This window comes from Oceanisphaera sp. (assembly GCF_048268965.1).
Lineage (GTDB): Bacteria > Pseudomonadota > Gammaproteobacteria > Enterobacterales > Aeromonadaceae > Oceanimonas.
Window position 1 is genome coordinate 69,229 of sequence record NZ_JBLWUK010000009.1, and the last position, 14,626, is coordinate 83,854.

General features: G+C 55.9%; 15 protein-coding genes and 1 tRNA gene. 1 reads left to right on the forward strand and 15 read right to left on the reverse strand.

Going from position 1 to position 14,626, the window contains the following annotated elements:
* Window position 1 precedes the first annotated feature (1 nt).
* The 15 genes from ACN0VL_RS06450 to ACN0VL_RS06520 all read right to left on the reverse strand — a co-directional run bounded on the left by ACN0VL_RS06450 (window position 2) and on the right by ACN0VL_RS06520 (window position 13,161).
* Window positions 2–77 (reverse strand) — tRNA-Lys (locus ACN0VL_RS06450).
* A gap of 152 nt (window positions 78–229) precedes the next feature.
* A complete protein-coding gene (ybgF, locus tag ACN0VL_RS06455; protein WP_417615647.1) occupies window positions 230–1,027 on the reverse strand; it encodes a tol-pal system protein YbgF in 798 nt (265 codons plus the stop codon).
* A 15-nt stretch (window positions 1,028–1,042) separates the two neighbouring features.
* A complete protein-coding gene (gene pal / locus ACN0VL_RS06460; protein WP_417615649.1) occupies window positions 1,043–1,570 on the reverse strand; it encodes a peptidoglycan-associated lipoprotein Pal in 528 nt (175 codons plus the stop codon).
* 29 nt (window positions 1,571–1,599) lie between these two features.
* Window positions 1,600–2,898, reverse strand: coding sequence for a Tol-Pal system beta propeller repeat protein TolB (gene tolB, locus ACN0VL_RS06465; protein WP_417615651.1), 1,299 nt, complete (start codon window positions 2,896–2,898; stop codon window positions 1,600–1,602).
* A 2-nt stretch (window positions 2,899–2,900) separates the two neighbouring features.
* Window positions 2,901–4,055, reverse strand: a complete 1,155-nt coding sequence (gene tolA / locus ACN0VL_RS06470; protein ID WP_417615653.1) for a cell envelope integrity protein TolA — start codon at window positions 4,053–4,055, stop codon at window positions 2,901–2,903.
* Between the two features lie 4 nt (window positions 4,056–4,059).
* Window positions 4,060–4,485: a protein TolR gene (gene tolR / locus ACN0VL_RS06475; RefSeq protein ID WP_417615701.1), complete on the reverse strand. Its 426-nt coding sequence runs from the start codon at window positions 4,483–4,485 to the stop codon at window positions 4,060–4,062.
* On the reverse strand, window positions 4,485–5,153 hold the full coding sequence (gene tolQ / locus ACN0VL_RS06480) for a protein TolQ (protein WP_417615703.1): 669 nt from the start codon (window positions 5,151–5,153) through the stop codon (window positions 4,485–4,487). Before tolQ ends, tolR begins: the two co-directional genes overlap by 1 nt.
* 1 nt (window position 5,154) lies before the next feature.
* Complete coding sequence (ybgC, locus tag ACN0VL_RS06485) at window positions 5,155–5,568, reverse strand: tol-pal system-associated acyl-CoA thioesterase (RefSeq protein WP_417615654.1); 414 nt, start codon at window positions 5,566–5,568, stop codon at window positions 5,155–5,157.
* A 438-nt stretch (window positions 5,569–6,006) separates the two neighbouring features.
* A complete protein-coding gene (gene ruvB / locus ACN0VL_RS06490; RefSeq protein ID WP_417615656.1) occupies window positions 6,007–7,044 on the reverse strand; it encodes a Holliday junction branch migration DNA helicase RuvB in 1,038 nt (345 codons plus the stop codon).
* Between the two features lie 3 nt (window positions 7,045–7,047).
* On the reverse strand, window positions 7,048–7,653 hold the full coding sequence (gene ruvA / locus ACN0VL_RS06495) for a Holliday junction branch migration protein RuvA (RefSeq protein WP_417615658.1): 606 nt from the start codon (window positions 7,651–7,653) through the stop codon (window positions 7,048–7,050).
* Window positions 7,654–8,031: 378 nt separating this feature from the next.
* Window positions 8,032–8,553 (reverse strand): crossover junction endodeoxyribonuclease RuvC, encoded by a 522-nt coding sequence (ruvC, locus tag ACN0VL_RS06500; protein WP_417615660.1) that lies wholly within the window; start codon window positions 8,551–8,553, stop codon window positions 8,032–8,034.
* Between the two features lie 137 nt (window positions 8,554–8,690).
* The gene (locus tag ACN0VL_RS06505) at window positions 8,691–9,431 is read right to left on the reverse strand and encodes a YebC/PmpR family DNA-binding transcriptional regulator (protein WP_417615662.1); all 741 of its coding nucleotides are present in this window, start codon (window positions 9,429–9,431) and stop codon (window positions 8,691–8,693) included.
* 24 nt (window positions 9,432–9,455) lie between these two features.
* Entirely contained in the window at window positions 9,456–9,899 is a 444-nt protein-coding gene (gene nudB, locus ACN0VL_RS06510) for a dihydroneopterin triphosphate diphosphatase (RefSeq protein WP_417615664.1), read from the reverse strand.
* Window positions 9,900–9,902: 3 nt separating this feature from the next.
* Window positions 9,903–11,699: an aspartate--tRNA ligase gene (gene aspS, locus ACN0VL_RS06515; RefSeq protein ID WP_417615665.1), complete on the reverse strand. Its 1,797-nt coding sequence runs from the start codon at window positions 11,697–11,699 to the stop codon at window positions 9,903–9,905.
* A gap of 139 nt (window positions 11,700–11,838) precedes the next feature.
* The gene (locus ACN0VL_RS06520) at window positions 11,839–13,161 is read right to left on the reverse strand and encodes an MATE family efflux transporter (protein WP_417615667.1); all 1,323 of its coding nucleotides are present in this window, start codon (window positions 13,159–13,161) and stop codon (window positions 11,839–11,841) included.
* 193 nt (window positions 13,162–13,354) lie between these two features.
* Between ACN0VL_RS06520 and ACN0VL_RS06525 the strand changes: the two genes are divergently transcribed.
* A complete protein-coding gene (locus ACN0VL_RS06525; RefSeq protein WP_417615669.1) occupies window positions 13,355–14,197 on the forward strand; it encodes a DUF72 domain-containing protein in 843 nt (280 codons plus the stop codon).
* The last annotated feature ends 429 nt before the right edge of the window (window positions 14,198–14,626 follow it).

Consider the following 14,626-nt stretch of genomic DNA (forward strand, 5'->3'; position numbering starts at 1 on the left):
ATGGTGGGGCGTGCAGGATTCGAACCTGCGACCAATTGATTAAAAGTCAACTGCTCTACCAACTGAGCTAACGCCCCCAACCTTCACATACAACTGTCTTTCGGTTTGCCTTAAGCTCCCCTGCCAACGGCGGCCTATAATACGGATTTAATTTTTGGACGCAACCGCTAAATCATCATTTTATTCCGCTTGCTCAAAGAACAACCGACTCTTGTAAAAATTAACCAGCTTACGGGTCTTGCAGGTTTTTCTGTGCCAGTTTGGCGGCCGCCGAGTTGGCGTACTCGCGCACCACTTGCTCGAAGTATTGGCGTGCCTGAGCATTGTCTTTTTGCTCCTGGGCAATCAAGCCCAGCTTCAGTAACGAGTCCGCGCGTTTATTGGACTGAGGATACGCTTCAACAACCCGTGCAAACTGGGCTTTAGCCTGATCGAAACGCTTTTGTGAATACAGCAGCTGCCCTAACCAGTAATGAGAGTTGGGCACATAGCTGGACTCGGGGTATTGAGTAATAAAACGCGCAAAAGCCGGAATGGCCGCATCGTAGTCTTTCTCTTGCAGCACCAGGTTAACCGCATTGTCGTAGGCGGCCTGTTCGTTACCATAGGCGGTGGTTGAGCCGCTCGATGCGCCTTGACCGGTGGTCTTGCTACTGCCGTTATCGTCAGCCGCCGGCTTGGTGCCCGCCCCGGCAACGGCTTGCTCTCGGGGAGGAGCCGTGTTTTCTGCTTGATCTGCCAGATCCTGCAGCTTCAGCAACACATCGCGCTGCCTGTCTATGACCTGCTCCAGACGATGGCTTTGTTCTTCCAGCATGCCGCGTAATTCACTGACTTCCCGTTGTAATGAAGTCACCTGCCGCAGCTGATCAATTTGTGCCTGGCTTTTCGCACTGAAGGCCCGTTCCAGTTCAGCCAGGCGGTCGTTGACGGAGCCGCTGCCACCCACACTGCTTACCGGCGCCTGAGCCAGACAAGCGGTGGATAAAACAGCGGCCATCAATATGGCCGCTAATTTATATATCATCAGTCAAATTAAACCTTAATAAACCAGAACCGCACGACGGTTCTTGGAAAAAGCAGCTTCGGTATGCGAGGCATCCATCGGCTTCTCTTCACCATAGCTCACAATGGCCAATTGAGCACCACTCACACCCAGGCTCTGCAGGTAGCTGGTGACGGCCTTGGCACGACGCTCGCCCAACGCAATGTTGTACTCGGGAGTACCGCGCTCATCTGCGTGGCCTTCAACCAGAATGCTGATGGAAGGGTTTGAACGCAGGTAGTTGGCATGGGCTTCCAGTACCTGAGCATAATGGCCCGTCACTTCGTCCTGGTCAAATTCAAAGTAAATCACGTTTTCACGACGTAGCGCTTCATACTGCTGACGCATCTGCTCTTCGGCAGACAGTGCGCCACCCTGTTGGGCGCCGCCGGTCTGTACGCCACCATTCTGATAGCTGCCATCGGTGCCGGTCATGGCGTCGGAGTCTGTGGTAGAGCTACAGGCCGCCAGGGTCAACATGGGCAGAGCAATGGCCAGACTCTTCAGCAGTTTATTCATTTGCATTGTTTTTTTTCCTTTTACTTGTCATGAGATCAGTTGAGATACGGTGACCATGCTGGTGCACGAACATCACCCTTTCGTGCAGGTAGCCTGGCCTTAAAACGACCATCCATAGACACCAAAGACAGTACCTGACGGCCCTGATAAGTCGTGCTATAGATAATCATAGTGCCATTAGGAGCCGGGCTTGGTGATTCATCCAGCTGTGTTTCTGTTAACACTTGCAGTTGACCTCCATCCAGATCCTGACGAGCAATGCGATATTGTCCCTGTGAACGACTGACCAGCACCATGCCGGTGCCGTCATTCGTTACACGCGGACCTAAGTTAGTGTCGCCCTGAAACGTAACACGGCGCGTATTTCCGGAGCTCAGATCGGCTTGATAGACCTGCGGGCGTCCGCCCCGCTCCGACACAAAATAAACTGATTTGCCATCCGCCGCCCAGGTGGGTTCGGTATCAATGCTGCGGTTATTGGTCACCCGGGTGAACCGCTTGCTCGACAAATCCAGCACATAAATTTCTGGCTGGCCATCCCGGGACAACACCAGGGCCAGCTTGCTGCCATCGGGCGACCACTGGGGGGCACCGTTAATGCCCCGCTGAGAGCTCACCACCTGACGCTGCTGGCTGTAAATATCCTGTACCACAATCTCGGCTTTTTTGTTCTCGAAGGACACATAAGCCAGCTTGCGACCGTCCGGCGACCAGGCCGGGGACATTAACGGCTCGCGCGAGCGCAGCAACAACTGCTCGTTAAAACCATCATAGTCGGCAATCATCAGTTGATACGGAAACTGGGCGCCGTGCTGCACGTTGACATAGGCTATACGGGTCAAAAACGCGCCCTTGATGCCGGTGAGCTTTTCAAAGGCAATGTCGGCAATGCGATGCGCGTACTGGCGCAGTTGCGCCGCCGGCACGGTGGCACTGCGGCTTTCCAGCAGTTCGGCCCCGCTTTGCCCCAGCACATCGGCCAGTTCAAAGCTAATGCGATACTGGTCGCCCCCTGCAGGCTCGATGGTTCCCACCAGCACGGCTTCTACCTGGTGCGGACGCCACTGGCTGGCATCCAGCTCGCTGGCACTGGCAACCTGTTGTGGCAAGCGGTTACGGTCTATCGGCCGAAACATGCCACTGTTGCGAAAATCGCTGGCAATCACTTCTGCCAGGTCCTGGGGCATGTTGCCACCCCCGGTCCATTTAAACGGCACCACGGCCACGGGGCGGGCACTGTCGGTGCCACCTGTGATCTCAATTTCAAAAGCGGCTTTTGCCTGTGCTGTTAACAGCAGCAGCGGCAACCATAACCATATCCATCGTTTTGTCATCACTATAGCCTCGGTTTCAGCGTCAAATTCAAGTTTTGTAGTTCTTTAACCAGCTCGGGATTTCTGGGCATGGGTAAAGGGCTGGCCTTGCGGATCGCCACTATGCCCGCCTGGCACACTGCATTATCGCCACTGCCCTCTCCAATTTTGAGCACCAGGCCATCGGCGGCAAGACGCACATTCACCACACATTGCCTGCCCCGCATGGTGGAACTCACCTGAAAATGGCGTTCAACCGCTTGCTGTATCATGGCTCTGGCCTGATCAATTTCACCTCGCGAAGGGGCGGCCGGGGCACTGCTTTTGCCTAAATCGTCTCCCATCATGGCTTCGAGATCTTTTAATGCCTGCTCACTGGCCGCGGCCTTGGCTGCTGCGGCTTTCTTCGCTTCGGCAGCGGCCTTGGCTTCTGCGGCTTTCTTCGCCTCGGCAGCGGCCTTGGCCTCTGCGGCTTTCTTCGCCTCGGCAGCGGCCTTGGCTTCAGTCGCCTTCTTCGCTTCGGCAGCGGCCTTGGCTTCTGCGGCTTTCTTCGCCTCGGCAGCGGCCTTGGCCTCTGCGGCTTTCTTCGCCTCGGCAGCAGCCTTGGCTTCAGCGGCCTTCTTCGCCTCGGCAGCGGCCTTGGCTTCCGCGGCCTTCTTCGCCTCGGCAGCGGCCTTGGCTTCAGCAGCTTTCTTCGCCTCGGCAGCGGCCTTGGCTTCAGCGGCTTTCTTCGCTTCGGCAGCGGCCTTGGCCTCTGCGGCTTTCTTCGCTTCGGCTTCCGCCTGGCGTTGTTCTATGACTTTTTGCTGCTCGGCCCTGGCTGCCGCTTGCTCTGCCGCCAGGGCTTTTTGTTGCTCGGCAGCCCGGGCTGCTTCTTCGGCCTGCTGCTGCTTCGCCGCCTGTTGCTCGGCGGCCTCTGCCGCCTGGCGCTCTGCCTCCGCTTGTGCCTGCTCGGCGGCGGCCTCCTTGTCTTGCTGTGCCTGCATTTCGGCCAGGCGCTTGGCCTGCCGGGCCACCATGCCATCATCAATCATGGTAGCTTCAATAATAGATGCCGGCTGTGTCGGCCGCTTGGGAGCGCTAAAATCAATGCCCACCAGCAATATGACGCCCACCAGCAAATGCAGGGCCAGCGAAATAAGCACTGCTTTTTTAATACCGCCTTGCTCCGTTATCACAGATCTACTGCTCCGGCTGGGTCATCAGGCCCACGCTGGGCACTCCGGCCGCTTTCAGCGTGGCCATCAACTGGATGACGGCGTCGTAACGCACACTGGCATCACCTTTAACCACCACCGGCGATTTGGGGGTCAGCTTTAACTGGCTTTGCACCATGTCGGCCAGTGCCAGTAAATCAACGGCCTGGTTACGGCTATCGCCAATATCAAGAAAGTAATTCCCTTCGGCATCTATAGAGGCAACCAGGGGTTTGTCACTGTCTTCCGGCATCATTTCGGCTTCGGCCTGGGGCAAGTCAACGTTCACACCCTGGGTGATCACCGGTGCCGTGGCCATAAAAATAATCAGCAACACCAACATCACGTCGATGTAAGGCACCACGTTGATTTCGGCCACACTCTTGCGCCGTCTACGCTGATAGCCGTGCATCATTGCTGACCTGCCGCCACTTGGCGATTCAGAATGGTTGAAAACTCATCCATAAAGTTGGCCAGGTGGTTTTCCTGGCGTTCAACCTGATAGCTGAAACGGTTAAAGGCAATAACGGCCGGAATGGCGGCAAACAAGCCCAATGCCGTGGCAATCAAGGCCTCGGCAATACCCGGTGCCACCATGGACAAGGTAGCCTGCTGCACTTCTGCCAGGGCAATAAAGGCATTCATGATGCCCCACACGGTACCAAACAGACCGATATACGGGCTGATGGAGCCAATTGTCGCCAGCATAGACAGATTGGTTTCCAGCCGGTCTATTTCACGAGACAAGGCCACCCGCATGGTACGGTAGGTCCCTTCCAGCATGCTTTCCTGCGAGCGCCCCTGCTTTTGCAGGCGGACAAACTCTTTGAAACCGGCATAAAAAATCTGTTCCATGCCGGCCAGGTTATCCCGGCGCGCATTGCTCTCGTGATACAGGCGGCTCAAGTCGGCACCCGACCAGAATTTATCTTCAAATGATTCGGAGTCACGCTGCGCCGACGTCAGTATCTTGCGGCGATTGATGATCATGGCCCAGGACAAAATGGACATGGCCATCAATAACAGCATCACCAGCTTGACCAACAAGCTGGCTTGTAAAAAAAGACCTATAAACGATATATCAGCATGCACCTGACAATACTCCCATCAGTGGCTCAGGAATGGCAAAGGGTTTCATATGAGCTATTTGAACACATGCAATCAGCACGGTTCCCCGCACCAGAGAAAGGCCCGCATCATCCAGAATTTCTTGCTCAAACACAATAGAGGCTCGTTTCAGCTTTTTCACCGTCACGGTGACAGTTAGTGCATCATTGAAGCGGGCCGGCTTCAACATATCCAGCTCTACCCGGCGCACCACGAAGGCCACGTCCTGCTCGAGCAGACGGTCTTGCTCAACACCCAGGCTGCGTAGCCACTCGGTGCGAGCTCTTTCCATGTATTTCAAATAATTAGCGTTGTAAACAATACCACCGGCGTCGGTATCTTCGTAGTAGATTCGCACCGGCCAGCTAAAGAGTGTTTCAGAGGTCATTCGCTTAGCCAATTAGGGGCCAAAATAGATGCGAATACTATACCTGAGTCAAATTTAGGAAAGAAGACAATGGCCAACAGCGACGACAATTCTCGACCAGGAAGCAAGCAACGCAGGAAGACAGTCGGTGAAGAGTGAGGGGGGAAAGGAAAAGATAGCGCCCAGCGCCAAGCTCCAAGCACCCAGCAAACAAAGGGCGGTGTGTTTTGTAGCGTGCCGCTTTAGCTGGCACTCCCGTCTCAGCGGGATGTTATTAAACCATCCTGCTAACGCAGGACCGGCAGCTAAAGCGCCGGGCTACAGCGGGAATGTTTTGTAGATCGAATTTATTCGACCTCTTTTAGGCCGTGCAGCGGTTCTTGGTCGAATGAATTCGACCCTACAGTTGATTATGATTTTGCCGTCATCCTGATGGATTTTGGTTTCACTCTTTACGTCTTACCCTTTACTCTTCACCGCGTCAGCCAATCTGCCTTCGGGCAGTTCGAAGCCGAAGTGTATATAGGCGCGGGGGGTGGCCATGCGACCGCGGGGGGTGCGTTGTAAAAAGCCCTGCTGGATCAGATACGGCTCTATGACATCTTCAATGGTTTCTTTTTCTTCACCAATGGCGGCGGCCAGGTTGTCCAGTCCGACCGGGCCACCCATAAATTTATCCAGCAGTGCCATCAACAATTTACGGTCCATGTAGTCGAACCCTTGCTTGTCGACGTCCAGCATATCCAGCGCCTGGGCGGCAATATCGGCATTTATGTCGCCACTGCCTTTTACTTCGGCAAAGTCCCGTACCCGGCGCAGCAGCCGGTTGGCAATGCGCGGCGTTCCCCGGGCGCGACGCGCCATTTCAAAGGCGCCATCATCATCGATCACCAGGCCTAACTTGTCGGCACTGCGGCTGATAATGTGCGCCAGATCGGCCACCTGATAAAATTCGAGCCGTTGCACTATGCCAAAGCGATCCCGCAGCGGCGAAGTCAGCGAGCCGGCTCGGGTGGTGGCGCCCACCAGGGTAAAGGGCGGCAATTCCAGCTTGATCGAGCGCGCGGCCGGGCCTTCGCCGATCATGATATCCAGCTGGTAATCTTCCATTGCCGGATACAGAATTTCTTCGACCACCGGGCTCAAACGATGAATTTCATCGATAAAGAGCACATCGCCGGCTTCCAGGTTGGTCAGCATGGCGGCCAGATCGCCGGCTTTTTCCAGCACCGGCCCCGAGGTGGTCTTGATGCTCACGCCCATTTCATTGGCCACTATGTTGGCCAGGGTGGTTTTTCCCAGGCCCGGCGGGCCGAAGATCAACAGGTGATCGAGCGCCTCTTCCCGGCGCCTTGCCGCCTCGATGAAAATTTCCATCTGGCTGCGTACATGATCCTGACCACGATAATCGGCCAGCGCCTTGGGCCGAATAGCCCGATCGATGACTTCTTCTTCCCGCTGGGGAGTGGGATCAATAAAACGGTCCGCTTCTATCATGGGTTACACCATAGCTCGCAAGGCTTCGCGGATCAGTTGCTCGGCATCCAACCCGGGGTTTGCTATTTTCTTGATCATTTGTTCGGCCTGATTGGCCTTGTAACCCAATGCCTGCAGGGCGGCGACCGCCTCCCCCTTGGCACCGTCAATTTGACCGGCCTGGGTCACCGACTCGGGGGCCGGGTTGAACAGGTCATAACCGCCAAAGTTTTTCAGTCGGTCGCGCATTTCGATGATCAAGCGCTCGGCGGTTTTCTTGCCCACTCCGGGCAGCTTCACCAGGGCGGTAATATCGCCCTGGTCCACATTATAAATAAACTGATCCGCCGTCATGCCCGATAAAATGCCCAGCGCCAGCTTGGGGCCCACGCCATTGGTCTTGATCAATTCGCGAAACAGCGCCCGTTCCGTTTTGGTATTAAAACCAAATAATAGCTGAGCATCTTCACGCACCACAAAATGCGTGAGCACGGTGGCGGCCTCGCCCACATTGGGCAACTCGTAAAAGCAGCTCATGGGCAGCGTGACTTCATAGCCCACACCATTAATATCCAGCAAAATTTCGGGGGCCTGTTTTTCGCTGATAATACCTTGTAACCGACCAATCACTGCGAGTCTCCTAACCGGGGGAATCCGCCAAGAATAATAAATAACTGGATAGATATCCAGTTAAAGCAAGCCGTCAGCTTTAAGCTGGAAGCCAACTGGTGAAGGGTAAAGAGTAAAGGGTGATGAGAACAACATAACACCAAACCCATTTTTGCCACGGAATCCACGGAAACCACGGAAACCACGGACAAAGAGCTTAAAACATAACGGTAAGCCTTACGCTGACGCCATAAGTTAAGGACAAACACCGTCTTTTTACGGATAGCATACGGCTTAAAGCGTACCGCGTTGAATGTGAACCTTAATTTTCCGTGGGTTCCGTGGATTCCGTGGCGAAGAAATCTTTAATGTTTAGCGCTATCCGCTCTCGGCTGGGTTTTATCTAAGCCGTCCTCGTACTGTGCCTCTTACCTGGCCGGCCATGCTGATCAGGCTTTGGCGGGTGTGGCCGTGGCAGAGGGCTACGGCCAGGGCGTCGGCGGCATCGGCTTGCGGGGTGCCGGGCAGGTTCAACAATTTAACCACCATGTGCTGCACCTGGGTTTTATCGGCGCCACCCTGCCCGACTACCGCCTGCTTGATTTGCCGTGCCGAATACTCGGCTACTTCCAGCCCGGCATTGGCTGCCGCCACTATGGCCGCACCTCTGGCCTGGCCCAGCTTGAGGGCCGAGTCGGGGTTTTTGGCCATAAACACTTGTTCTATGGCAAACAGATCGGGCTGAAACTGCAGGATAATTTCGCTGACGCCGTCGTAGATTTTTTTCAGTCGCGGTGCCAGATCGGCGTCGGTCATGCGAATGCAGCCCGAGCCAAGGTAGGTCATTTTGTTACCGGTCTGGCTCACAACGCCATAACCGGTAATGCGAGAGCCCGGGTCTATACCCAATATAATGGCCATAAAAGACAGCAATAAGCTTGACGCTATCAGCTAGAAGCAAGAACCCATAACGAAAAGTGAGGAGCTAAAAGCCAGAGACTTTCCAACTTCCCACCTTTCTATTCAGGTTTCCCGCTTCAGGCTTCCAGCCTCAGGCTTTAAAGCTGGGCCGCCAGTTCGTCGGTGATTTCCGCGTTGTGATACACCTCTTGCACGTCGTCGGCATCTTCCAGCATGTCGATCAAACGCATCAGTTTGGGTGCCGTCTCTTCATCCAGCTCGGCACTGGTAGAAGGGATCATGGTCACTTCGGCATTCACCGCTTCCAGCCCGGCCGCATCCAGCGCGTCTTTAACCTGGCCAAATTCTTCCCACTGGGTGTAGACGTCGATAGAGCCATCGTCGTTGACTTCCACGTCGTCGGCACCGGCTTCGAGTGCCGCTTCCATCAGGGTTTCTTCATCCAGACCCTGATAGCTGATCACACCCTTTTTCTCGAACAGATAGGCCACGGAACCATCGGTTCCCAGGTTGCCGCCGCTCTTGGAAAAGGCATGGCGCACTTCCGCCACCGTACGGTTACGGTTATCGGTCATGCATTCCACCATCACGGCGGTGCCACCCGGGCCGTAGCCTTCATAGGTCACGGTTTCCAGTACCTGGCCGTCCAGCTCACCGGCACCGCGCTTAACCGCACGATCTATGGTGTCGCGCGTCATGTTGTTCGACAACGCCTTATCGGTGGCCGCCCGCAGTCGCGGGTTGGTGGCGGGATCCGAACCGCCTTCTCGTGCGGCTACGGTCAGCTCACGGATCAGTTTAGTGAAGACTTTACCGCGTTTGGCATCCTGTGCCGCCTTGCGGTGCTTGATATTAGCCCATTTACTATGACCTGCCATCAGTGTCATCTCCCTTGTTATTTTTTAGAGTCTGTTGACTCTAGTATTAATCAGTCTGTCGATAGCCTGCTTGTTGGTCCAGGAACTGGCTCTTTCTCGCGCCTCTGCCAACGGCAGCCAGCACTGCGCCTGATGTTCGGTTAACTGCACCAGTTGCGGGCTCGACAGATGTAGATAAAACTCGTATTCCCAGTTATGGGTCACCCCGGGGCGGTAACGATGCCGCCAGCGAGGGTAAATTTCAAATCGCACCCGACGTCCGGTTTCAATTAACTGCACGCCCTCGCCCAGGCGCAAGCCGGTTTCTTCCAGCAGCTCGCGCTCGGCGGCCTGAAAGCGGGTTTCCCCCACCTCCAGGCTGCCGGTCACCGACTGCCAGAAGTCGGGGTTATCCAGACGCTGCAGCAGCAACACCTGATCGTCGGTATGGATCAGGATTAACACCGACTCCGGATGCTTGAACGCCATGGCTTAACTGTCTGCCTTGTCGGCCTGCTCGGCTTTGTCTGCCTTGACCGGCAACTCGACACGTACGGCCAGCTCCGACAGGGCCTCCGGGTTGGCCAGGCTGGGCGCATCGGTCAGCAAGCAGGAAGCGGTAGTGGTTTTCGGGAACGCAATCACGTCGCGAATGTTGTCGGTACCGGTCAGCAGCATCACCAGGCGATCCAGACCAAAGGCCAGGCCTGCATGAGGTGGCGTACCGTACTTGAGGGCTTCCAGCAGGAAGCCAAACTTCTCCTGCTGCTCCTGGGCATCAATCCCCAGCAGACGGAACACGGTTTGCTGCATGTCGTTGTTATGAATACGCACCGAGCCACCGCCCACTTCGTAGCCATTGATGACCATGTCGTAGGCATTGGCCAGCGCCGTTAGCGGCTGGGCTTCCAGCTCACTGGCACTCAGATCCTTGGCGGCGGTAAACGGATGGTGCATGGCATACAAACGGTCTTCTTCTTCCTCGAACATCGGGAAGTCGACCACCCACAGCGGCTTCCAGCTGTCTTCGAACAGGTCCAGATCCTTACCCAGCTTCAAACGCAGCGCGCCCATGGCATCGCTCACGACCTTGGCAGAGTCGGCACCAAAGAAGATGGCATCGCCGTCGGTGGCACCGGTACGCGCCAGCAGCTCGGTCACTATCTCTTCATTCAGGAACTTGGCAATCGGCGACTGCACGCCTTCCAGCCCCTTGGCGGCCTCGTTCACTTTCATCCAGGCCAGGCCTTTGGCACCGTAAATGCCTACAAACTTGCCGTATTCGTCAATTTGCTTGCGTGACAGCTTGGCGCCACCGGGCACCTTAAGGGCGGCAACGCGACCCTTGTCATCGTTGGCCGGGCCGGAAAACACCTGGAAGTCCACATTTTTGACCAGGTCGGCAATGTCGACCAGCTCGGTGGCAATACGCAAGTCCGGCTTGTCGGAACCAAAACGACGCATGGCTTCGGCATAGCTCATTACCGGGAAGGTGCCCAGATCAACACCGGCCACGTCTTTCCACAATTCGGTGACCAGCTGCTCCATGATTTCTCGCACCTGATCGGCACTCATGAAGGAGGTTTCCACATCGATCTGGGTAAATTCCGGCTGGCGATCGGCGCGCAGGTCTTCGTCACGGAAGCACTTCACGATTTGATAATAACGATCGAACCCGCTCATCATCAGCATCTGTTTAAACAGCTGCGGCGACTGGGGCAGTGCGTAGAAATAACCTTTATGTACGCGGCTCGGCACCAGGTAATCGCGAGCCCCTTCGGGGGTGGCCTTGGTCAGCATCGGGGTTTCGATGTCTAAAAATCCCTGCTCGTCCATAAAGCGACGCACTCGGCTGGTGACCTTGGCACGGGTGGTCAGGTATTTGGCCTGTTCGGGGCGACGCAAGTCCAGATAACGATATTTAAGGCGCTGCTCTTCCGAGTTGTTCTGGTTAAAATCCAGTGGCAGCGGCTCGGCCCGGTTGATGATGGTCAGCTCGTGGGCAAAAATTTCTACCGCACCGGTCGCCATGTCCTTGTTTACCTGAGACTCGGGACGAGCACGCACTACACCTGTCATTTGAATGCAAAATTCAGCACGCAGCGAAGAAGCCTTGTCGTAGGCTTCGGCTTTATCCGGGTCGAAAAACACCTGCACTATGCCTTCGCGGTCACGCATGTCGATAAAAATCAAACCGCCCAGGTCACGACGACGATGTACCCAACCGCTAAGAGTGACGCTCTGGCCGACCAGGGCAGCATCTACCTGCCCGCAATAATGAGTGCGCATGGAGTCTTCCTATGGTGTTGCCCCACAACAAAAGTGGTTGCACGGCATGAATTTGTTAGTAAATAGCGCGCTAGTATAATGGAAAAAGCAAAGGTCGGTAAAATCTTACCGCCTTGCGGTCGCTTTACGCACTAAGCTGTCAGCCGTCAGCGCCCTGAATTTCCGCTTCGCGGTGACTCTGAGGTGTGCGGTTTTGCTGTTGAAGGTGCTGTAAGCCACGCTTGTAAAGCTGCCAGGATAATAACCCCGTCGCCACATTACCCACCAAGACACCCACATATAAACCGCTCATGCCAGCCAGGGTGGCGCCCACCCAGAGTGCGGGTAAATAGCAGACAAACAAACGCAATACCGAGATCCACACTGCACGCATCGGCATGCCCAGCGCATTACACACAGACACCATCAGCATGCACACGCCTAACGCGGCATAACTGATGGGCACCCACAGCATATAGCTCATCAAATATCGCTCGGTATCCGCGTCGGGGGCAAACGCCGGGGCAATCAGCCAACGGCTGGCCAACCAGAACAAGGCGACCGTGACTTGCAAGCCAATAACAAAGCGAACCGCAATCAGCACGAGACTGTGTACGCGCTCCAGTTGCTGGGAGCCCAGTAAACGGCCGACCATGGGCGGTAACGCCATGGTGAGCGCCAGCACAATCACAATGGAGAACAGTTCCAGACGACTGCCGAGCGCCCAGGCCGCCATGGCGGCCCCCCCAAAACCTGCCACTATGCGAGTGGCCAGTAACGCCGCTACACCCGGCATTAACTGGCTGAGCATGGCCGGGGCGCTGGTATTGAAGATATCACGCAAGGCCGGCATCACCGGCAGTTTGCCGGGCGTAAAGTCCAGCCAGTGGCGCTTTAAAATGCGTAAATACATAATGCCCGAGCCCACCAGGCAAGCGACTATGGTGGCATAGGCCGCACCGGGCAAGCCCCAGCCAAAGGTAAAAATAAACAAGGGATCGAGAAGCATATTCACCACACTGGTGACCACCATCATTAACCCCGGCAAGCGCATATCGCCATTGGCTCGCGCAATACTGCTGGCAAAGTACAAAAAAGCCCCCAACCAGGCACTGACCAGCCAGGGCAACCAGTAGTCTTCGGTGTAGGGCAGCAGCTCCGCACTGGCACCCAGTGCGGTGAGCAGAGGGATGCGCAGCAGCCAGATCAAGGCACACAGCAAAAAAGCCACACAGCAGCCCGTCAGCACCACCAGGCCGCCCATATGTTTGGCCCGCCTGGGGCTGCCCGCCCCCAGGGCACGAGAAATAAGCGCCGTTGACGCAATCCCGATGCCCACCTGTACACCGATGAGCAGTTGCTGCATCGGCAGCGTAAAGCCCACGGCAGCGAGCGGCTGCATGCCCAACATACTGATAAAAATACTGTCGACCAGCTGAAAGCTCATCAAGGCCACCACGCCAAACAGCATGGGCCATGTCATGCTGAATAAAGCACGTGGCAGGGATTGATCGGCTAAGTATTTTTCTGACATAAGGCTATTAGGGACTGGCAGCTGGCAAATGGGGCGCTATGGTAGCACTCAATTCATGTTTATGTGATGCTGACTCCCACTGATGTACCGCTCGCCTGGCGCCATCTTTATCGTTAACTGACAGCTTTCTTTCAGGAGTCTTATGTCGCTATATATCGGCCTGAGTCAGTGGTCGCATCCGGCCTGGCCCGGTCAACTGCTGGGCCGCGAGCTGAAAACCACCGAGCATCTGCAGGACTATGCCAGAGTGTTCAACTCGGTAGAAGGCAATACCAGCTTTTATGGAGTACCCGACAGCAGCAGCCTGCAGCGCTGGGCCAACCAGACCCCCGACGACTTTCGTTTTACCTTCAAGTTTCCGGCCACGGTGAGCCATCAAGGCCAGTTGCTGGATAACAGCCCCACGGCACTGAGCTTTATTGAACAACTGGCACCGCTGCGTCACAAACTGGGCATGCTGATGCTGCAACTGCCCGCCAGCTGCGGCCCCGAGCAACTCAGTGGCCTGGAACAGCTGCTAAGCGCTCTGCCCGAGGACCTGCAATATGGGGTAGAAGTGCGACACCCGGCATTTTTTGCCAAGGGTGATGCCGAACGCCAGTTTAACCGCCTGCTGCTGGAGCGCGGCGTCAATCGTATAATGATGGACTCGCGGCCGGTATTTTCCGCACCGCCCAACACGCCGGCGCTGGCGGATGCCCATCAAAAGAAACCCAGGGTACCGGTGCACATTATCAGCACCGGCCCTGCTCCGGTGATCCGCTTTATTGGCCATCCCGAGCCCGACTATAACCTGCGCTTTTGGCAACCCTGGCTGCCGCGCATTCAAGGCTGGCTGGATGAAGGCAAGTCGGTGTATTTATTTGTGCACACCGCCGACAACCAACTTGCACCGCAGCTGGCGGCAGAGATCGCCCGCGCCCTGCAACATCCCCTGCCCACCTTTCCGGGGCAGGCCCCCAGCCCCCAGGGGCAGTTGTTTTAAGGGCGGTGAGGGGTGAGGGGTGAGGGGTGAGGGGTGAGGGGTGAGGGGTGAGGCGTCCAGTTAAAAATACACACCGTACTTTGTAGCCCTGCGCTTTAGCTGCAGGTCCTGCGGAGCAGGAGGGTTTTAACATCCCGCTGAGACGGGACTGCCAGCTAAAGCGGCAGACTACAGAACACACCGCACCTTGTAGCCCGGCGCTTTAGGAAGTAGATACTCACCATTTCAGCTCACTGCGAATATTCACTGGATATTCGATTAAGCTGAAATGATTCGTCACGGCGAGGCAGGCTCGCCCCTGCGGAGCAGGAGGGTTTTAACATCCCGTTGAGACGGGACTGCCAGCTAAAGCGGCAGACTACAAAACACACAGATACTACGAAACCGGGTGGCTTGTTCACTTCCCCCCTTCGCCCTTCACGCTTTACC